This window comes from Helicobacter pylori SA37A (assembly GCF_000476015.1).
Taxonomy (GTDB): Bacteria; Campylobacterota; Campylobacteria; order Campylobacterales; family Helicobacteraceae; genus Helicobacter; species Helicobacter pylori_DB.
In genome coordinates this window covers 1-20,828 of the sequence record NZ_CBOO010000011.1, presented here as the reverse complement: position 1 = coordinate 20,828, position 20,828 = coordinate 1, and the positions used below count along the sequence as shown (strand labels likewise).

Here is a 20,828-nt window from a genome sequence, read left to right as displayed (position 1 = left end):
ACTCTACTCTTTCAAGAATGATTTGACTTTGATTATAAAATCTTAATTTTACTATAAATTTTATAACAAATAAAGCCACTACGCCTTAAAGCTAGCTTTAGAAACGCAAAATTCTTTTAAAAAACACGCACCGCATAAGGGGTTTTTAGCCTTGCAGGTGTAGCGGCCAAACAAGATTAAGGCATGGTGGAGTTTGGATAGGTTGTCTTTAAAAAGATCGCTGAGTTCTTCTTCGGTTTTAATAGGCGTTTTAGCGTTGCTTAAGCCTAAGCGGTGCGTCGTGCGGAACACATGGGTATCTACGGCTATGTAATTTGCATCAAAGCACACTGAAAGCACCACATTAGCGGTTTTTTGCCCCACGCCATCCAGGCTCATCAATTCTTTTTGCGTAGAGGGGATAACGCCCTTAAAATCCTTAACCACTTTTTGCGCCATATTGATTAAATGCTTGCTTTTGTTGTTGGAATACGAAACGGATTGGATGATCTCTTTAACCTCTTCTAAAGAAGCGAGGGCTAAATCGTTCACGCTGGGGTATTTTTCAAACAGCTTGGGCGTTATTTGATTCACTCTAGCGTCCGTGCATTGAGCGCTTAAAATGGTCGCCACCAGCAATTCATAGGGGTTTTTATGGCGCAATTCGGTGGTTTGGTTGGGGTAATGTTTTAAAAGCAGCTCTTTGATTTGTTGGGCTTTTTTAGCGCGTTTCAAGCTCATTCTTGCACGCTTTCTTTGATGATAAGGTATTGCGCTTCATGGGATCTTAAAGCCACTTGAATGCGGTTGATTTTAATTGAAAGCGTGGCCTTTTTCATGGAAGAATGTAAAAGGGTGCATTGAACCCCTTCATGAATACCAAAAGAGAGAAAGCGTTTTTTAAGGGCTTCATCGCAGTTAGCGATTTCTACAATTTCATAAGTTTTGTCTTTAATGGCTTCATTGAGCGTCATTTTAATTTCCTTTTTGAATCAATGTTTTTTTTGACTTCATCCACGATGATGTCAATGGGCGTGAAAATACGGCGCAAGATCTTAAAAGGCGCTTGGATAATATCTGACGCTAAAGTTACTTGGGTTTTAGGCTTATCCAGCGTGCCTTTGACATTCACATTAGTGGTGATTTTACCTTCTTTTCCTAAAACGAGATAGCCCACGATAGGGATTTTATTTAAAACATTACTCAAAGCCTTGATAGTGGAAACTTCTAAATTCAAATCTAATTTGTTTTTGTCCAATTCAATGATCCCATTGCCAGCAATATCAAGCGTTTTGCCGACAAGATCAATTTTTTCTAACCCTAAATATTCTTTAGTGATCCCAAAAACAACGGAGCCGGTTTTGATCTGATAGCCATTAGCCCCTAAATGAGGGTTTCTAAAGACAATGAGGGAGGGAATGGTGTTGATGAGATTGATCATGTTTTGCATGAGGGCGAAATTCTTTAAGCTTGTGTTTTGGAATTTCAATTCGCCATTGAAAACCTGATCTTCAAGAGCCCCAATAAGCGTGAATAAGCCTCCTTCTACGAAATCTTTTTGAAGAATGGTGTTGATATAATCCCCGCTAAAATTATGAGCCTTAAGATACAAAGCCCCATGCACTAAATCCGCCATGATCATGCCGTTTTTATAATTGCCATCAATTTTCACTCTGTCGTCTTGAGCGACAATATCAAGATTTTCTAAAGGAAAAGGCATTTTTTTATAGATCAGCACGACATCTTTAGCATGGATGCGTGTAGAGATAGGGATAATTTTGTGGGCTTTTTCATAGCGTTGTTTGGCGCTAATGAAAATATCTTCATCTTGGATTTCTTTAGAGCTAGGCTTTTCTTTTCGTTCTTTTGAGAATAATCCCGCAATAGCTGGCATCTTACTATCTAAGAAATCATCAATACTCAAATCAATGTTATTAAGGGTAATATCCTTTTGATCCCCCTTAACTTTTATGGATATGCTTTTGCTTGGAGTATAGACAGAAATTTCATCTTTATTGATAGAGCCAAATAAAGAGAGGGAATTAAATTGCCTGCCGTTGCTATGATAGATGGGTAAAGTGATTTTCAAATCTTTAGCAAAAAAATCAATATTGACAAAATCGCTCGTAGAAACTTCTAAAGAGCCATCTTCTAAGGCGAAATACTTCATAATAGGGGAATAGGGCTTGATTTTTTTCAAATCTTTGATTCTAAAAACATAGGCGTTATCTTTAAATTCGCCCTCTAATAAGAGTTGTGGAACGCTCCATTGCATGTGGTTGGGGTTAGAAAAATCAAAATTCAAAGAAAGGTTTTTAAGGGTGTCTCCTGTAGCGTAGAAAACATCTTTAGTGAATTTGTCTTCACTTTGGGCTTTAATGGTGTCTATGATTTTTCTTCTAAACACCTCTGAGTTTTCACCCTCTTGAATAACAGAATGCAAGCTTTTTAAATCTAAAGAAAACTTAGTGGGTTGTGGGTTATCTTGGGCGTTATTCAAGCCATAAGAACGCATGTTGATATTATTGTTAGTGTTGAATCGTATTTTATGGACTAAAGAATCCAAAGAAAGGATTTTTTTATTCAAGTCTAAAGCGATCTTAGCGTCTAAATCCAACATGTTTTCATAGCGCGTGTGGGTAGTTTCTATGTAAATGTATTGGTATTCTTGGGTAATATCTAGGCTTATATTAGCGTTTTGCGTATAAAGGGGGATATTATAGAGCGAGAGGGTGCCTTCTTGCAAATTAACATTGCCTTGAACGCTAAATAAGGGGGCGGTGTTTTTTAGAAATTGTAAGGTGAGTTTCAAATCCGCGCTAGATGGCGTGCTGATTTTATCCAAAGGTAAAACGACTTTATAAGCGCTCAATAAATCCTTAATGCTATCGCCATAATAATTAGGGGTCGTTTTTAAAAAAATCTCCAATTTAGGGGCTTCTAACAAATTGGAAAAAGTGGCGTAAGAGCCGGTTAATTCCATGGTTTCATAAGTGATTTTTTGGGGCTGTATGAGGAGCTGTTTGTTTTTGAAAATCAATTCGGTTTTATCCATTTTAATGGGCGATAAGCCATCATTAAAAACGACTGAAGGTTTAATCAAAGTGGCTTTAACTACAGAATTTTCCAAAAGCGATGGGATAAACTCGCTAGGAGTGAAATTGGCTTTAATTAAAGCGTTATCAATCTTAAAGCTAGCAAATTGGATCTTGTCAAAAATCCATGTTTTTAAATTTTTTTGCGATTGGCGTTGGAAAAGAGGCTTTAAAAACGCTAGGCTTTTCATTGGAGAAGTGTTAATTTTTAATTCTATGGTTTTTAAATCGGTTAGCCCTTGCAAATAAATTGCAGCACTGGGTTCAATTAAAGGCTTGACAATCAAATTGAACGCCATTTTCCTAGCTTTAGGTGAATAGTGGGCGTTGCCATCTACTTGGACTTTAATGTCTTTAAAAAGCAAATTGATGATTTTAAGCTTGATATTTTTATCGTCTTCTAGGGAAAATTCCCCTTTGACTCCTGGAAATTCTAACTCGTATTTATTCCCATCAAAAAAGATATTGGCTTTGTTTTTATCATCTAAAATGATTTCTTTGACTTTAAGTTTTTCAAAATAAGACACCGCCCAAATGCCATAACGGATATTTTTAATCAAATCAGAAACTTCTAAACGCTTTTTAGTGGGTTTTTGATGGAAGAAAGAAGAGAGATCAATGCGTTCAACTTCTAAAGAAAGCTTGTTGTTAAGTTTTAAGTATAATTCAGAAATGCCAAGCTTCCCGATTTTTAAATTTTGTATGTGAATGCCGTTTGAAAGGGTTTTGTGAATGACGACTAAAAGAGTGAATACTGCCACAAACAAGATAATGACATTAAATACTTTCTTGGATACATGTTTTCTTTTATTCATCAGTATTCTTTTTTATTTAAGTATACCAATTTATCCTAACAAAGTGGTGGTTGTCCCGCAAGGTTCGCTCAAAAAAGTGTTTTTTTCTTTAAAAGATCAGGGCGTGGATATTAACGCTTTGGATTTGCTTTTTTTACGCTTAATGGGCATGCCTAAAAAAGGCTATATTGATATGGGCGATGGGGCTTTAAGGAAGGGGGATTTTTTAGTCCGTTTGATTAAAGCGAAAGCGGCGCAAAAAAGCGCGACTTTAATCCCTGGAGAAACCCGCTATTTTTTCACGCAAATTTTGAGCGAGACTTACCAACTAGAAACAAGCGATCTCAATGAAGCTTATGAAAGCATTGCGCCACGATTAAACGGCTCTGTGATAGAAGATGGGGTGATATTACCAGACACTTATCATTTGCCTTTAGGGGAGGACGCTTTTAAAATCATGCAAACTTTGATTGGTCAATCCATGAAAAAACACGAAGCTTTAAGCAAACAATGGCTTGGATACTACCATAAAGAAGAGTGGTTTGAAAAAATCATTCTCGCTTCCATTGTGCAAAAAGAAGCCGCTAACACTGAAGAAATGCCCTTGATTGCGAGCGTGATTTTTAACCGCCTAAAAAAAGGCATGCCTTTACAAATGGATGGGGCTTTGAATTATCAGGAATTTTCACACGCTAAAGTAACCAAAGAGCGCATTAAAACCGATAACACCCCCTATAACACCTATAAATTTAAGGGCTTGCCTAAAAATCCTGTAGGGAGCGTGAGCCTAGAAGCGATTAAAGCCGTAGTTTTCCCTAAAAAAACGGATTTCTTGTATTTTGTGAAAATGCCGGATAAAAAACATGCTTTCAGCGCGACTTATAAGGAGCATTTAAAAAACATTAATCTTTCTAATAATCATTTTTAAAATTAAGGTTAATGGGGCGTTTTTTCTTTTAAATTGAGTAAAAAGTGTTTAGTATTTTCTCATTTCAATTTTAAGTTCTTACTATTAAAGCATTTTAGATTTTATTAAAAAAGGCTTGCTACAATTTTAGGCAAATTTTGATTGCTAGGGCTTTAGAACAGCTTTTAGCACAAAGGAGAATGAATGGCTAAAATGAGCGCTCCAGATGGGGTTGCCGTTTGGGTGAATGAAGACAGGTGTAAGGGTTGTGATATTTGCGTATCGGTATGCCCTGCTGGGGTTCTTGGCATGGGGATTGAAAAAGAAAGGGTGCTTGGAAAAGTGGCCAAAGTAGCCTACCCAGAGAGCTGTATCGGTTGCGTGCAATGCGAGTTGCACTGCCCAGATTTTGCGATTTATGTGGCTGACAGGAAGGATTTCAAATTCGCTAAAGTTTCTAAAGAAGCCCAAGAAAGAAGCGAAAAGGTTAAGGCCAATAAATACATGCTCTTAGAAGAGACTATTTTAGAAGGGAGAGGCAAATAATGCGTGAGATTATTTCTGATGGGAATGAATTAGTCGCTAAAGCGGCGATTGAAGTGGGGTGTCGGTTTTTTGGGGGCTATCCTATCACGCCAAGTTCGGATATTATGCATGCAATGAGCGTGGCGTTACCCAAATGCGGCGGTCATTTTATCCAAATGGAAGATGAAATCAGTGGGATTAGCGTGTCTTTAGGGGCGAGCATGAGCGGGACGAAGTCTATGACAGCAAGCTCTGGGCCTGGTATTTCTTTGAAAGTGGAGCAAATCGGCTATTCTTTCATGGCTGAAATCCCTTTAGTGATCGCTGATGTGATGCGTTCAGGCCCATCAACCGGAATGCCCACTCGTGTGGCTCAAGGCGATGTGAATTTCTTAAAACACCCCATACATGGGGATTTTAAAGCCGTCGCGCTCGCTCCTGCAAGTTTGGAAGAAGCTTACACCGAAACCGTTCGTGCGTTCAATTTGGCTGAAATGCTCATGACTCCTGTGTTTTTGCTCATGGACGAAACCGTGGGGCATATGTATGGCAAAGTGCAAATCCCGGATTTAGAAGAAGTGCAAAAAATGACTATCAATCGTAAGGAATTTGTAGGCGATAAAAAAGACTATCAGCCTTATGGGGTCGCGCAAGATGAGCCGGCTGTTTTAAACCCGTTCTTTAAAGGGTATCGCTACCATGTTTCAGGCTTACACCATGGGCCTATTGGCTTTCCTACTGAAGACGCTAAAATCGGTGGGGATTTGATAGACAGATTATTCCATAAGATTGAATCCAAGCAAGACATTATCAATGAAAACGAAGAAATGGACTTAGAAGGCGCTGAAATTGTCATCATCGCTTATGGTTCGGTTTCGTTAGCGGTTAAAGAAGCTTTGAAAGACTACAACAAAGAAAGCAAGCAAAAAGTCGGCTTTTTCAGACCCAAAACCTTATGGCCAAGCCCGGCTAAACGCTTGAAAGAAATAGGGGAAAAATACGAAAAAATCCTTGTGATTGAATTGAATAAGGGGCAGTATTTAGAAGAAATTGAAAGGGCTATGCAAAGAAAGGTGCATTTCTTTGGGCAAGCCAATGGGCGCACGATTTCGCCCAAACAAATCATCGCAAAGTTGAAGGAGCTTTAAAATGGCGTTTAATTATGATGAATATTTGCGTGTGGATAAAATACCCACTTTGTGGTGTTGGGGCTGTGGCGATGGCGTGATTTTAAAATCCATTATCCGCACGATTGACGCTTTAGGTTGGAAAATGGATGATGTGTGCTTGGTGAGTGGGATTGGTTGCAGCGGGCGCATGAGTTCGTATGTGAATTGCAACACCGTTCACACCACGCATGGTAGGGCTGTGGCGTATGCGACAGGGATTAAAATGGCTAACCCTAGTAAGCATGTGATCGTGGTTTCTGGCGATGGTGATGGCTTTGCGATTGGAGGCAATCACACCATGCATGCATGCAGAAGAAACATTGATTTGAATTTTATTTTAGTGAATAATTTCATTTATGGTTTGACCAACTCCCAAACTTCGCCCACCACGCCTAATGGCATGTGGACGGTTACGGCTCAATGGGGCAATATTGATAACCAATTTGACCCATGCGCTTTAACCACCGCTGCCGGGGCGAGTTTTGTGGCTAGAGAAAGCGTTTTAGACCCTCAAAAATTAGAAAAAGTGCTTAAAGAAGGTTTCTCGCACAAGGGCTTTAGCTTCTTTGATGTCCATAGTAATTGCCATATCAATTTAGGGCGTAAGAATAAAATGGGCGAAGCGTCTCAAATGCTAAAATGGATGGAAAGCCGATTGGTGAGCAAACGCCAATTTGAAGCCATGAGCCCTGAAGAAAGGGTGGATAAATTCCCTACAGGCGTTTTAAAGCATGACACGGACAGGAAAGAATATTGCGAAGCGTATCAAGAAATCATTGAAAAAGCACAAGGAAAACAATAATGGAAGCGCAATTACGATTTACGGGCGTTGGAGGGCAAGGCGTGCTGTTAGCGGGAGAGATTTTAGCTGAGGCTAAGATTGTGAGTGGGGGCTATGGCACTAAGACTTCCACCTACACTTCGCAAGTGCGCGGAGGGCCCACTAAGGTGGATATTTTGCTAGACAGAGATGAAATCATTTTCCCTTATGCTAAAGAGGGCGAGATTGATTTCATGCTTTCAGTCGCTCAAATCAGCTACAACCAGTTTAAAAGCGATATTAAACAAGGCGGTATCGTTGTCATTGATCCCAATCTAGTAACCCCCACTAAAGAAGACGAAGAAAAATACCAGATCTATAAAATCCCCATTATCAGCATCGCTAAAGATGAAGTGGGTAACATTATCACGCAATCTGTGGTGGCGTTAGCCATTACCGTGGAGCTTACTAAATGCGTAGAAGAAAATATCGTGCTAGACACCATGCTTAAAAAAGTCCCTGCAAAAGTCGCTGAAACGAACAAAAAAGCCTTTGAAATTGGCAAAAAACATGCTTTAGAAGCTTTGAAAGTTAGGGCTTAATGGCTCTAAACTCTTGTTTTGAATTGATTTTCTTAATAAATTTTTGAGAACTTGATTGTAATGGGTTCAAGATAACTCAAGCTCTAAAAAGGGGCTTTGCTTTTTTACCCATTTTAGATTAAGACGCTCGCAAACACCAAAGGCAAAAACACCAATGATTTTTGAAAAGCAAGACTACCAGCAAGAGTGTATTAATAACATTATCACGCTTTTAGATGGCTTTGATTTTAAGCACCACGATGCCTTAAATCTAAAAGATTGTTTAAATCAATTTCACGCCGCATGCGAAATTCCTGTCAAAAATTTAAGCGGCAAGCTCAATGTTGATGTTTTAATGGAAACAGGCACGGGCAAGACTTTCACTTACTTGAATTTGATCTTTGCGCTCCATAAGGCTTACAAGCAAAATAAATTCATCATCTTTGTCCCACGAAAACCCATTTTAGAATCAGTTAAGCAAAATATCCGCCTTACGAAAGATTATTTTTATTTAGAATTCAAACGCCACCTGAAAACCTACACTTATGAAGGGGATAAATCGCCAAGCAACATTATCAACCATTACATTAAAAACCAAGATGAACTGAGTGTCTTGCTCCTCACTAACAGCGCGATTGACAAGGGCGAAAAAAACATACTCAATAAAAACAGCGAAAACCTTTTTAACACCAAAAGCATTTTTGAAAATATCGCTGATTTAAAGCCTATTTCCATCATAGACGAGCCGCATTTGCTTAAGGGTGAAGCGTTTGGTAAGTATTTTAGTAAAATAGGTGTGCTTTATTTTCGCTTTGGGGCGACTTTTGCCAAAGAAAAAGAGCATGCTTTAAGCAATGTAGCCTTTTGTTTGGATTCAATCAACGCGTTTAGAAATTACCTTGTCAAACAAATCCGCATCCATTCTGTCAAGCAAGATACACAAAGCCCGGTTTTGCTCAATGCGGATTCAAAAAGCGCAAAAATTGCCTTTTACAAAGCGGGCATTCTTAAACAAATCACGCTTTCAAAGGGAGAGGATTTAGGCAAAATTGGGGCTCAATTTAACGGCGTTAGCTTGGTTAAAACCACCAAAGACAAGGCTTATTTGAGTAATGGCGCTACGCTTGAAAAGGCTTCTTATAAACTCACGCAAGATGAAATCAGCACTCTTTTAGAAAAAGCCATTGACTTGCATTTTGAAAAAGAGGCGTTTTTATTTGATCAAAATATTAAAGCGTTAAGCCTGTTTTTTATCCCAAAAATTGAGGATTTTAGGCAAATTGATAACAAAGGCACGCCCTTTATTAAAACCGAATTTGAAAGGCTTTACAAACTCAAACGCGCTTCAATTCTAACAAAGGAAAATTTATCGCCAAGCTATAGAGAATATTTGAAAAGAGATTTTGATGAGAGCGGTAATTTACGCGTCCATCAAGGCTATTTTAGCGGCGATAGCATAGCGTTCAATAAGGGCAAAAAAGAAAGCAGCAAAGAAAATATTGAAGCCAACGACATTAAAATGATTTTAAGCGAAAAAGAAAAACTGCTTTCGTTTCAAACGCCTTTGCGTTTTATTTTTAGCGTGTGGGCTTTGCAAGAGGGTTGGGATAATCCAAACATTTTTACCCTTATTAAACTGGCAAATTCCACCAGTGAAACAAGCCGCCATCAGCAAGTGGGGCGCGGGTTAAGGATCGCGCTTAATCAAGAGGGCAAGCGCGTTACGCATGGATTTTTAAAGGCAAACGACGACGCTTTTTATAAAATAAACCACCTTGACATGCTAGTGAGTGGCGAAGAAGTGGGCTTTATAGAGGGTTTGCAAAAAGAGATTGAAGCGAGCAGCTTTATTGGTGGTGGCAGTGCGCTAGACAGAGAGATTTTAGCCAGGTTAGGGCTTAATGAAAGAAAGATCAATCAATTTTGCGATGCATTAGAAACATTAAACGCCGTAGAATTTGACGAAACAAACAACGCTTACAAAATCATCGCACCCATTTATGAAACGATGCAAAACAACGAAGAAAGGATAAAAGACTTTTTAAGCGATGAAGAATATCACGCCGTTTTAAGCGCCTTTAAAATGGCTGAAGATCCAACCAACAAGCGCGATCAAATTATAAACGCTAACCAACCTTCAGAAAAAGTCAAAATCCGCCAAAATTTAGCTAAGGAATTTAAAGAGTTGTGGCAAACCATCAACGCGCAAAGCCAATTAAGCTATCAAAATATCCAAAAAACCAAGCTGATAGAATCTATCGCCAAAGCGTTTAATGAAAGCCATGTGATGTGTGAGGCAATCATTTTTGAAAGCAAAAGGTATGACCCACAAACCAACAGGATCATCACAGAGCAATCAAGCACCTTAAAAATCAGAGACTACGCTAACGCCTTACAAAAAGAAATAAACGCGCTTCTGCTTGACTTTGCCAAAGATGAGCGCTTACCCTTAAAATTCACGCTTGAACTCTACAACGCTTTAAACAAAGAGCATTTTACAAACTCACCCAAAAAAGCCTTTAAATTGCTTAAAGGCATCATTAAAGATAAGTTGCATGAAAACTTGCTTTCTTGCGTGAGTTATGGATTTTGCCAAAACGCCTTTTCTAACACGGCTTTTGATGAAACCGATCCGCTTTATTTTGAAGATGGCTCGCCCAAAAATGAGATTGAAAAACACAAATTAGGCAAATACAAAAGCGTGCAAACTCCAAGCCAAAACTATCTTTATGAGACGATCATTTATGATTCTAAAATTGAAGAAGAAGTGAGCAAAGAATCGGTGCAAAAAGTGGAAGATAGAAGCATAGAGGTTTTTGCCAAGCTCCCTAAATTTGAAATCCCAACGCCTTATAAAAACTATGAGCCTGATTTTGCTTATTTGATTAAAGATGAAAAGGGTGCAAAAATCTTTTTTGTTTGCGAAACCAAAGGTTATGAAAAAGAAAGCGATATCCCGCCAGATGAAAAGCGTAAAATGGAATACGCTAAGATCTTTTTTGAAACGCTATCTCAAAATTTAAAGAACGCGAAAAAAGAAATACGAGTCGTTTTTGCCACACGCATTAACAAACAAGATTTATTGAGCGCGCTTAAAGACGCATTAAAGGAAACGCCATGACAGACAAAAATCAAGCCAAAAAAATGGGTATCAACATTATCCAAAGCCAGCAAGAAAATAACCCCCTTTTTGACATGCTTTTAAAGAACTTCCCGCAAACGATAAAAGACGGACAAGTGAGCTTGAGCGCTATCAAAATGCTTTTAGGCTTTAATGAAAGCATGAACGATATAAGCGGCTATGAGCTCACTTGGACGGGTAAAGGGCTTGCTAACGCCCTTTATTCTGAACCTTGCCAAAAACAACTCAAATTACAAGAAAGCTTTACGCCCCAAACTTCAGCCAACAAACACCCCAACAACGCTATTATCGTAGGTGACAATCTTGATGTGCTCAAACTTTTAAAATCCGCTTACAGCGAAAAAATCAAAATGATTTACATTGATCCGCCCTACAACACGCAAAGCGATGAATTTATTTATCCGGATAATTTCAGGCAAGATTATCAAAAGATTTTAAGAGAAGTGGGCTTAATGGAAATAGATGAAAACGGAAAAGAAACAGAAAGCGAGAGCTTGAAATTTTTTAAAAACATTCAAGGGAGTAGGAGCCATAGCGGTTGGCTTAGTTTCATGCTGCCTCGCTTAAAACTCGCGCGCGATTTGCTTAAAGAGGACGGCGTGATTTTCATCAGCATTGACGATAACGAATGCGCCCAACTCAAACTTTTATGCGATGAAATTTTTGGGGAAGATAATTTTGTTGGAGACTTTATCCGTAAAACAAAATCCACAACAAATGATGCAAAAATTGGATTAAATTATCAGCATGAGTTTTTGCTCTGTTATGCGAAAAATAAAGAATTTGTCAATCTCTTGGGGGGAGAAAAGAATTTAGAAAATTACAAAAACCCCGATAACGACCCTAATGGAGCATGGATTAATGATAATCCTAGCGCAAAAAGTGGGAATATGAAAACGGGGTATTTTGGAGTTACTAACCCTTACACAAACAAAGTGGATTATCCGCCTGTGGGTATGTTTTGGCGTTTTTCACAAAATACGATACAAAAACACATTGATGAGGGGCGGATTTGCTTTAAAAAAGAGCATAAGGATAATGAAAGGGGCTTTATTTACAAACGCTATTTGAAAAATTTAAAAACCACAAAAAAGACTTTTGATAGTTTAGTTTTTACAGACAATCTTTATATGAACCAAGTGGCGACTAAAGAACTTTTAAATTTGGGAATGGGAGAATATTTTCCTTATCCAAAAGGCGTAGAATTTATGAAAAAAATCATTTTGCATTCAATTTCTACAAACTCAAACGACATCATCTTAGACTTTTTTGCTGGGAGCGGGACAACCGCTCATGCGGTGATGGAATTAAACGCAGAAGATAAAGGCAATAGGGAATTTATTTTAGTTCAAATTGATGAAGAGATAAAAGAAGATGAAAACGCTTATGATTTTTGTAAGAATGTTTTAAAAAGCGCAAAGCCTGTCATTAGCGATATTACCATAGAAAGGGTCAAAAGAGCCGCTCAAAAAATCATTCAATCTTCAAAAGATAACGATTTGGATTTGGGTTTTAAGGTTTATACCTTACAAGACAAAGCGCAAATTACAAACGACAAAGAAGAAATAACGCTTTTCAACCATTCCATTTTAACGCCCTTTGACAAAGCCCTAAATTTAGCCTTACAATGCGGCAAAACGCTCAATTGTGCACTAGAAACTACCATTAAAGACAAACTCTACAAATGCGAAGACGCTTACTTTTGTATCGTGTGCGATAAAGAAGTGCAAGAATATTTAGCCAAAAGTAAAAACGAAATGATATTTTTAGACGGCTATGAAGAGATTGATTTAGAAGCTTTTCTCAATCTCAACGCCAGCTTTAAAGAGCGTTTAAGCGTGGTGTATTGATTGGAAATAAAAGGGATTAAAAACCGCTTGAGTGGTCTTGTCTCTCATTTTTCATTTATCCAATAGTTTGTTTTTGAGTATAATCCTACGAAAATTTTAAGGAACGGCATGGAGTTTTTAGGACTGCTTTTAAGTCTAGCCGCTATTTTGATAGCGTTTAAAAAGCCTGAAAAAGAAAATTGGGCGTTTGGGATTTTGATGGTGGTGTGGTTAATGGAGCTTATTATTTTTATAGCCCACAGCTCTAGCGTTTTGCCTAACATGAATCTATAAGGGGGATGCATGGATAAAGAAACCCGATTTTACAATCTTTTTTCTTTGGCAATTTTAGGGATTTTAATCTTTCCTGTGGGTTTGGCGAATTTTTATTTTGGCTATGTTTTGAAAGATTCGCCTTGTATTTTTTGCTGGGCGCAACGCATCAACATGATTTTAATAGGGGCGGTGGCGCTTTTGGTGGTGCGTTTTGGGTTTAAGCCTAAATACATTGCCTTGCTATTATTCATGGCTAGTAGCGGGTTGTATGAGAGCTTTTATCATACCGGTAGCCATGCCTTAGAAGATGTGGGGCAGGGATTCGCGCTCGCTATTTTGGGCTTGCACACGCAGTTTTGGGCGCTTTTTGTCTTTTTTAGCGTGGTGGCACTTTTAGCGGTTTTGCTCTTTTTTGCCCCTAATGCCCAACCTTTTAAAGATCGTTTGTTAAACGTGCTCCAAAAAGGCGCTTTTTATGTTTTCTTTATTGTGGTGGGTTCTAATGCGATACAGGCGTTTGTTTCTACCGGGCCTTTCCCTTACATAGGGCAAAGCGATCCGGTGCGGTTTTCGTGGAATTTGAAAGAATCGGTCTGGTCTATGGAGAATTGGGATCATTTGAAATTCCCAAGAAGCGTTTTAGGCAGGAGAGATGTGGGTGAGCCTTTGAAATTGAGCGCTTTGCCTAAAGATAATGATTATGAGCGTTCGCCTTTAGAAATTACAAAAGCGTTGAAGATTGAAAAAAAAGAAGAGCTTTTTTTAAAACTGAATGGAGCGATCACGGATTTGAGTTTCAATGAAGACAAGGCAATCCTTACCACAGAAAACCAAGGGCTTTATCTTGTAAGTAACGATTTAAAAACCATTCATAGCCATATGGTGTTGGATAGTTATTATAGCGCGACGGTGGGGGCGTTCGTGGGGGCGGATTTTAACGAAGATGAAAACATTGTGATCATGGGCAATAATAAAACGAGCGTAGAAATCACTCCTAACAAAAACGCCAACGCGCTTAAAAACTTCCCTTATTTTTTAGAAGGGGCTGACTCTTTTGATGAAGTGGAACGCAGCCGCTTAAAAACTTCTAGGGCGAAAAACTATTATGTTAGCGTTGCAAGAAGAGGGGCTAAATTCACTTATTTGATCACCGCTCCTAACAAGCGTTATAAGGATTTGATTATTATTTCCATGCTTAATAGCGACAAACAGGTGCATGGGGAGTTCTTGCTTGAACTGGGCAATGCCAAACTTAAAGAAAAAAGGAAACTGGGCGAGTTAGTCATCAGCGCGTTAGCTTTAAAGGATAATAAGCTTTATGCGTTCAGTAAGGAATTTAACACGCTTTTAGTCATAGACCCCACAAAAGAAGAAATCCTTGAAGTTTATGGCTTGCCTAAAGAGATTAAAAATATCAGCGCTGGGGGGTTTAGGGATAATGAGCTTATCCTTGTGAGCTATGAGAATACTAAAAATATTCTCTATACCCTTAATTTTTAAACTCTTTTAAAGCTACTTTTTTCTAATATATTAACGCATTAGAAGATGGTCGCTATTTTAGAATAGAGGAAAGTCCGGGCTACATTAGACAAAATTCCATCTAACGGATGGCTAGCGCAAGCTAAGGGAAAGTGCCACAGAAAGCAAACCGCCTTTTTAAGGTAAGGGTGAAAGGGTGGGGTAAGAGCCCACCAGAGCTGAAGCAATTTAGCTTGTTTGGGCAAACCCAATTTGTAGCAAGAAGCGCATGGTAAGTCTAAATTGATACACGCTTCGCTTGAGGAATATTGCAAAATATTTCCCAGATAAATGGCCATCCATTGACAGAACCCGGCTTATTCTAATGCTTAACTGCGTGTTGATTTTTTAAATAAAGTTTCAATCATTTTATTTTTTTATTTTTTTACCTAATTATTGTTTAAAATCTTAAAGATTTGTGTTACACTCTGTAAAATCAAAATCAAAGGGGATAGCGTGTTAGAAAAATCTTTTTTAAAAAGCAAGCAATTATTTTTATGCGGATTGGGTGTTTTGATGCTGCAGGCTTGCACTTGCCCAAACACTTCACAAAGGAATTCTTTCTTGCAAGATGTGCCTTATTGGATGTTGCAAAATCGCAGTCAGTATCTCACGCAAGGGGTGGATAGCTCGCACATTGTAGATGGTAAGACAACTGAAGAGATAGAAAAAATCGCTACCAAAAGAGCGACAATAAGAGTGGCGCAAAATATTGTGCATAAACTCAAAGAGGCTTACCTTTCCAAATCCAACCGCATCAAGCAAAAGATCACTAATGAAATGTTTATCCAAATGACACAGCCCATTTATGATAGCTTGATGAATGTGGATCGTTTAGGGATTTATATCAATCCTAACAATGAGGAAGTGTTTGCGTTAGTGCGCGCGCGTGGTTTTGATAAGGACGCTTTGAGCGAAGGGTTGCATAAAATGGCCTTAGACAATCAAGCGGTGAGTATCCTTGTGGCTAAAGTGGAAGAAATCTTTAAAGATTCTATCAATTACGGAGACATTAAAGTCCCTATAGCCATGTAGGCTTAGAACAACAAGCGTTCCTCGCTATCGTCTGTTCTTTTGGGGGTGGGGGTGATGGAATTGGGGGTTGAATAGTAGGGGATTTTATCCACGATTTCTTTACGCAAGCCTTTGGGGACATCAAACTTTCTTTTTAAAGAGGGTTCAATCGCTAAAATATTACGCATGAAATACGAATACACAGGTGCGCTCACAACGCCTCCTGTCGCTCCTTTGCTAATAGGCGTGTTATCGTCCCTCCCAAACCAGATCACGCTTTGTAAGGTGGGGGTAAAGCCAACGAACCAAGCGTCAATATTGTTGTTAGAAGTCCCGGTTTTACCGGCGATTTCTAAACCTTTAATGCGAGCCAAACGCCCTGTGCCGTTTTCTACCGCATTCATCAGCACTGAAAGGGTTAAAAAAGCTTGTTCTTTGGAGGTGATCTTTTTGGTTTCAATGGGCGTGAAAGTTTTGACATCGTTTTGTTGGTTAGTGATGCTTTCAATGAGCATGGGTTTGAGCATGGTGCCGTAATTAGAAAATAAAGAATACTTTTCAGCCGCATCAATGGGCGAGATAGCAAAGCTCCCTAACACAATAGACAAGTCTTTAGGGAGGTCTTTAAACCCCATATCGCTTAAAGATTGATAAATTTTTTCAAATCCAAGCTGATCGCTTAAATTGATCGTGGCTAGATTTAACGAATGACTCAAGGCTTCTTGCAAGGTTACAAGCCCTAAAAACTTGCGAGAATAATTGCTGGGGTGCCATGCGTGGTTTTGCGCGCTGTTTTTACTATAATTGCCATTTTCAAAATTTCGCGCGGTATCAGGGATTTTAGAAGTCGTGGAATAGCCATTATCAAAGGCGATTTGATACACAAAAGGCTTGATCGCGCTCCCAAATTGCCGTTTGGCTTGCGTGGCGCGATTGAAAGCGCTTTTTTTATAATCAATCCCCCCCACTAAAGCTAAGATCTTACCGGTGCTCGTGTCTGTAACTATCATGCTGGCGTTCAAGTTGTCTTCATCTTCATTAGATGCGTTAGTTTTTGGCTTTTCTTTAGCGATTTTTTCTAAGATTTTTTGATGCCCAAAACGCAAGGACTCTAACGCCAAGCGTTGGTAATCCAAATCTATCGTGAGCTTTATGGTATAGCCTTGAGTTTTTAACCCGTCTAATTGATCCAATTGCTTCAACACTTCATCTACGACATAGGGGGCGATGTTTTGCGTGGAGGTTTGGTTATAAACGATTGGCACTTCATTGAGAGCGCCTTTGAGCTCGTTAGAAGAAATCCAGCCTAAAGAATACAACCGCCTTAAAATATCATTAGCCCTAGAGAGTGAAAATTCTAAATTTTTGGTAGGATCATAAAAACTCGGAGCCCTAGGCAAGGCGACTAACATGGTGATTTCTTTAAGCGTGAGTTTGTCAAGGGGTTTTTTAAAATACCCTAAACTTGCGGTTTTCACGCCATAATACCCATGCCCAAAAAAAGTTTGGTTCAAATAACGCTCTAAAATTTCTTCTTTGCTTAAGACTTTTTCAATGCGTAAAGAAATGATCGCTTCTTTGAGTTTTCTGGTTAGGGTTTTTTCTCGTGTGAGCACCATGTTTTTAACGAGTTGTTGGGTTAGGGTGCTACCCCCTTCAGTGTAACGACCGCTTTTAGCGTTTTTAATCATAGCGCGCATGATAGCGTCTAAATTGATCCCCCCATGTTCAAAAAAGAGGGTGTCTTCTACCGCTAAAAGGCTTTCAATAAATCGTGGGGGGATTTCTTCAAAACGCACATAAAAACGAAATTCCTTATCATAAATATTAGCGATCAAACGCCCTTTTCGGTCTAAAATCTGTGAAGCGACGCCCGGGCGATAATCTTTAATTTTAGCAATATCTTTATCCGTAGTTACCCAAACTTGAGCGATAAGAATGGCTAACAACCCCATGACAATCAAAAATAAAACGATAAAACCATAAAAAATCTTTTTTAGCATTTAATCACTCTTAAAAGAAGATTGTATTTTAGAATAATTTAAAAGGGTGTTCGCAAGCTCTTTAGTGTCTTCTAAGCTGTTTTTGAGGGACAAAGAGACGCGCAAAAGGGGTTTAGAAACCGTAGGGGGGCGGATAGCACCCACTAAAAACCCTTTTTCTTTCAAAAAATGATGGGCGTTTAAAAGAGCGGGATTGCTTTCAAACTCTAAAGTAAAAAATCCTGCGAGCGTTCTAATACCTAAGGTTTCAAAAATAATCTGTTGGTGTTTGCTAAGCTCATTTTTTAATTCTTGTTTTTGCGCGATAAAGTATTCTAAATGGGCTAAAGTTAAAGCGGTGTCTAACAGGCTTAAAGCGGTGGTGTAAATCACGCTTTTAGCGCGATTGGTTAAAAACTCTATGGTTTGTAAGGGGGCTAAAACACACGCCCCATAGCTCGCAAGCGCTTTAGAAAAAGTGCTGAGTTTAATGATTTTGTCTTTTTCTTTGATGCGATAATATTCTAAAAAACCCAATAAATTCTCGCCGATAGTCCCAAAACTATGGGCTTCATCTACGATTAAAAAAGCGTTAGGAATCTCTTGAGTGATTGCATAAAAATCATAAGGAGCGACGCTCGCATCCATAGAATAAACCCCCTCAATGGCTATGAATTTGAGTTTATTTTTAGGGGCGTTAAAGAGTTTTTGTTTCAAATCTTTAATATCATTGTGCGAGAAAAAGATCACTTGATTAGGTTTAGTTTTGGTGCTAAAAATCCCGCTTGCATGGTAGTGTTCGTCCATGAATAAGAGGGCGTTTTTGACTAAAAGGGTGTCTATTAAAGCCAGATTGCCCAAAAAACCACTCCCCACTAAAAGAGCGCTTTCAAATTCTAATAAATCCGCTAGTCGTTCTTCTAATTCTGCATGCAAAGGGTGGTAGCCATTCACTAGCATGGAAGCCTTGGGGGAATGAGTGCCAAAGGATTGGAGCTTATTAAAAGCGTTTTCAAGCAAATCTTTTTTAACGCTCAAACCCAAATAATCATTAGAAGCGTAATCCTTTAATGAAAGGTCAAACAACTCTCTTTTGCGGTAGCGTTTGGCATGGTGTAGGGCTTCTAAGGATTTAGAAAACATCAAAACACTTCATTGAATGGAATCATTCGCCTTTTTGAATTTTTTCAATGATCTTATTGAGTTCATCTTGTTTTTCGTAAAACATCTTATCAATATTTTCTTTGACATGTTTAGCACTATCTTCCATTAAATGCACTTTATGCTCTAGGTATTTTAAATCGGTAATGTGGTCTTCTTGAACGGCTTTAACCAAATCATTGGCTTCAGCATGCACGCTCGCATGGTGGCTTTCTAAAGCTCTATAGCCTGAAGTGTTGGAAAAATTCTCTTTGCCCGCGCCCTCATAATACCATTTGCCTAAGCGGCAATTCTTATGGCTGGTGATGTCAAAGGAGTTGAGGCCAAAAATCATGCCGTAAAGATTGTTTTTAAAGACCACATGATCAAGTTTGGCCAAACCGCAAAACACCCGGTTATTGGTATTGTAGATGGTGTATTTTGCGGCTTGCGCGACAATCATGTTATTTTTCACGGTGGATTTAAGCTCTTCTACATCGCCCTTAATAGAGCCTACAATAGAATTAATATCGTGGGTGTTGGTTTGAATATCGTTCGCTTCTTGTTGCATGCTTTTAACCACAACGGCGATTTCTTTAGTGGCTTTTTGGGTTTTTTCAGCGAGCTTTCTCACCTCATCAGCCACCACCGCAAACCCTCTCCCATGCTCGCCCGCTCGTGCGGCCTCAATAGCGGCGTTTAGGGCTAAGAGATTGGTTTGTTCTGCAATATCATCAATCAAAGAAATGACTTGAGTGATTTCATTGCTCCGTTGGTTTAGGGAGTCCGCTAGCGAAGTGGCATTTTGCATCTTTTCATAAAGCGATTCAATGTCTTGACCCGTTTTATTAACGGTCCCTAATCCTTCAGTAGAATGCGCTTCGCCATTTTTAGCCGCATTCAAGAGCAAGCCGGTTTCTTGATGGAAATACTGCATGCTTTCTTGCGCGTTCTCTAAGCCTTCTTTTAAGCTCGCGCAAAAAGTCTTAAACAAATCATTTTTATGGTATTCCCCCACACAACCTGTTTTTTTAGCCAATGAAAAATACTGCACGCCATCAATATTTTGGCTTTTCAAAGAATAAGAAACGCCTTGTAAATTAACGCTCTCTGCGTTTTCTTTAAAATGAACGCTTTGTTCTTCTAAATTGTTTAAGCTTGCAAGATTCCCGCTTTTAAAAACGACTTTATTATTTTTAATACCTACAAAACCTTCATGCAAGCACAAATTTAAAAGGCTTTGATAGAGATTGACTTCCTTTTTTAACTCCGCAATCTCAGAATCTTTCTGACTGATTTGAAGTTGCAACTGCTTATTCCCAAACATGGTGGCATTCCTTATTTAAATTTGAATCTTTTGGGATTATACCCAAAATTACCAAACATTTTAAGCGCTCGCTAGTATTGTTGTTTCAAAAACAATTCGTAAAATAATCCCTGTTTTTTTATAAGGGTTTCAAAGTTGCCCTGTTCTATCAGTTTGCCTTGATCTAACACGATAATTTCATCAGCTTGCTTGACACTATTCATGCGGTGTGTAATGATTAAAGCCATCTTAGATTGCGATTTTTTAAAAATAAAATCTAAAAACTCTTTTTCTATAATGGGATCAATAGCACTGCTTGGCTCATCTAAAACAACACAATGACTTGGTTTTAAAAAGGCTCTTATAGTGGCTATGCGTTGCTTTTGACCTAAAGAAAAATCTATTCCATTATATTGCGTTCCAAATAATGCGTTGCTATAATCATTAAGACAATTTTGAAAATTTTCATCAAAAGATTTTAGCATTTCTCTCTTTTGCTTTAATTGCTCTCTTGTAGGGTTGTTTTGCATGAAAAGATTATCATTAATGCTATACCCAGCATAAAGAGAAAAATCTTGGAATATGGCACTTATTTGTTGGTGGTAGCTGTTTAGCTCTAAATCTTGTAACGAGTATTTGTTATTGATAATAATTTGACCTGAATTTGGGGTATAAAACCCTAGTAATAATTTAATCAGCGTGGTTTTTCCGCTAGCATTCTTGCCGACTAATGCATAAATTTTATCAGAGTGTAAAGAGAGATTAAAGTTTTCAAAAATAAGTTTTGAATTAGGATAAGAGAAACTAACAT

The 20,828-nt window shown here is 38.6% G+C and carries 17 protein-coding genes and 1 other RNA gene; 11 read left to right on the top strand and 7 right to left on the bottom strand.

All coding sequences use genetic code 11. From position 1 onward, the window contains the following. Positions 1-78: 78 nt before the first annotated feature. The 3 genes from nth to QT76_RS06085 are packed head-to-tail and all read right to left on the bottom strand — an operon-like array spanning position 79 to position 3,889. Complete coding sequence (nth, locus tag QT76_RS06095; RefSeq protein ID WP_033617025.1) at positions 79-720, bottom strand: endonuclease III; 642 nt, start codon at positions 718-720, stop codon at positions 79-81. After that, complete coding sequence (locus QT76_RS06090) at positions 717-953, bottom strand: FeoA family protein (RefSeq protein WP_000174110.1); 237 nt, start codon at positions 951-953, stop codon at positions 717-719. The genes nth and QT76_RS06090 overlap by 4 nt, the downstream gene beginning before the upstream one ends. Then, positions 950-3,889, bottom strand: a complete 2,940-nt coding sequence (locus tag QT76_RS06085) for a DUF3971 domain-containing protein (protein WP_033617024.1) — start codon at positions 3,887-3,889, stop codon at positions 950-952. The genes QT76_RS06090 and QT76_RS06085 overlap by 4 nt, the downstream gene beginning before the upstream one ends. Between QT76_RS06085 and mltG the strand changes: the two genes are divergently transcribed. The 11 genes from mltG to QT76_RS06030 all read left to right on the top strand — a co-directional run bounded on the left by mltG (position 3,807) and on the right by QT76_RS06030 (position 15,610). Continuing rightward, positions 3,807-4,796: an endolytic transglycosylase MltG gene (mltG, locus tag QT76_RS06080; protein WP_033617023.1), complete on the top strand. Its 990-nt coding sequence runs from the start codon at positions 3,807-3,809 to the stop codon at positions 4,794-4,796. The two genes, QT76_RS06085 and mltG, sit on opposite strands and share 83 nt — an antisense overlap. Before the next feature lie 183 nt (positions 4,797-4,979). Continuing rightward, complete coding sequence (locus tag QT76_RS06075) at positions 4,980-5,321, top strand: 4Fe-4S dicluster domain-containing protein (protein ID WP_001096895.1); 342 nt, start codon at positions 4,980-4,982, stop codon at positions 5,319-5,321. Beyond that, positions 5,321-6,448, top strand: coding sequence for a 2-oxoglutarate synthase subunit alpha (locus QT76_RS06070; RefSeq protein WP_033615416.1), 1,128 nt, complete (start codon positions 5,321-5,323; stop codon positions 6,446-6,448). The genes QT76_RS06075 and QT76_RS06070 overlap by 1 nt, the downstream gene beginning before the upstream one ends. A 1-nt stretch (position 6,449) precedes the next feature. Further along, positions 6,450-7,271: a 2-oxoglutarate ferredoxin oxidoreductase subunit beta gene (locus QT76_RS06065; RefSeq protein WP_000885323.1), complete on the top strand. Its 822-nt coding sequence runs from the start codon at positions 6,450-6,452 to the stop codon at positions 7,269-7,271. After that, positions 7,271-7,831, top strand: a complete 561-nt coding sequence (locus QT76_RS06060) for a 2-oxoacid:acceptor oxidoreductase family protein (RefSeq protein WP_000388056.1) — start codon at positions 7,271-7,273, stop codon at positions 7,829-7,831. Before QT76_RS06065 ends, QT76_RS06060 begins: the two co-directional genes overlap by 1 nt. Positions 7,832-7,985: 154 nt before the next feature. Then, entirely contained in the window at positions 7,986-10,931 is a 2,946-nt protein-coding gene (locus QT76_RS06055) for a restriction endonuclease (protein WP_033617021.1), read from the top strand. After that, positions 10,928-12,802 (top strand): site-specific DNA-methyltransferase, encoded by a 1,875-nt coding sequence (locus QT76_RS06050; protein ID WP_033617020.1) that lies wholly within the window; start codon positions 10,928-10,930, stop codon positions 12,800-12,802. The genes QT76_RS06055 and QT76_RS06050 overlap by 4 nt, the downstream gene beginning before the upstream one ends. 108 nt (positions 12,803-12,910) lie before the next feature. Then, positions 12,911-13,075 carry a hypothetical protein gene (locus QT76_RS06045; protein ID WP_033617019.1) on the top strand — a complete coding sequence of 55 codons (165 nt, stop codon included), beginning with the start codon at positions 12,911-12,913 and terminating at the stop codon, positions 13,073-13,075. A gap of 9 nt (positions 13,076-13,084) precedes the next feature. Next, the gene (locus tag QT76_RS06040) at positions 13,085-14,557 is read left to right on the top strand and encodes a disulfide bond formation protein B (protein ID WP_033617018.1); all 1,473 of its coding nucleotides are present in this window, start codon (positions 13,085-13,087) and stop codon (positions 14,555-14,557) included. Between the two features lie 35 nt (positions 14,558-14,592). Further along, positions 14,593-14,908: RNase P RNA component class A (gene rnpB / locus QT76_RS07825), an RNA gene on the top strand. Positions 14,909-15,031: 123 nt separating this feature from the next. Further along, on the top strand, positions 15,032-15,610 hold the full coding sequence (locus QT76_RS06030) for a tumor necrosis factor alpha-inducing protein (RefSeq protein ID WP_000890854.1): 579 nt from the start codon (positions 15,032-15,034) through the stop codon (positions 15,608-15,610). Positions 15,611-15,612: 2 nt separating this feature from the next. On the opposite strand, the gene pbp1a is transcribed toward QT76_RS06030, so the two are convergent. The 4 genes from pbp1a to QT76_RS06010 form a co-directional block, all read right to left on the bottom strand. After that, positions 15,613-17,592: a penicillin-binding protein 1A gene (gene pbp1a / locus QT76_RS06025; protein WP_033617015.1), complete on the bottom strand. Its 1,980-nt coding sequence runs from the start codon at positions 17,590-17,592 to the stop codon at positions 15,613-15,615. After that, entirely contained in the window at positions 17,593-18,714 is a 1,122-nt protein-coding gene (locus tag QT76_RS06020; protein WP_033617014.1) for an aminotransferase class I/II-fold pyridoxal phosphate-dependent enzyme, read from the bottom strand. Positions 18,715-18,736: 22 nt separating this feature from the next. Further along, the gene (gene tlpD, locus QT76_RS06015; RefSeq protein WP_033617013.1) at positions 18,737-20,038 is read right to left on the bottom strand and encodes a chemotaxis chemoreceptor TlpD; all 1,302 of its coding nucleotides are present in this window, start codon (positions 20,036-20,038) and stop codon (positions 18,737-18,739) included. Between the two features lie 71 nt (positions 20,039-20,109). Beyond that, the coding region (locus tag QT76_RS06010) for an ATP-binding cassette domain-containing protein (protein WP_033617010.1) at positions 20,110-20,828 on the bottom strand (719 nt) is incomplete at its 5' end.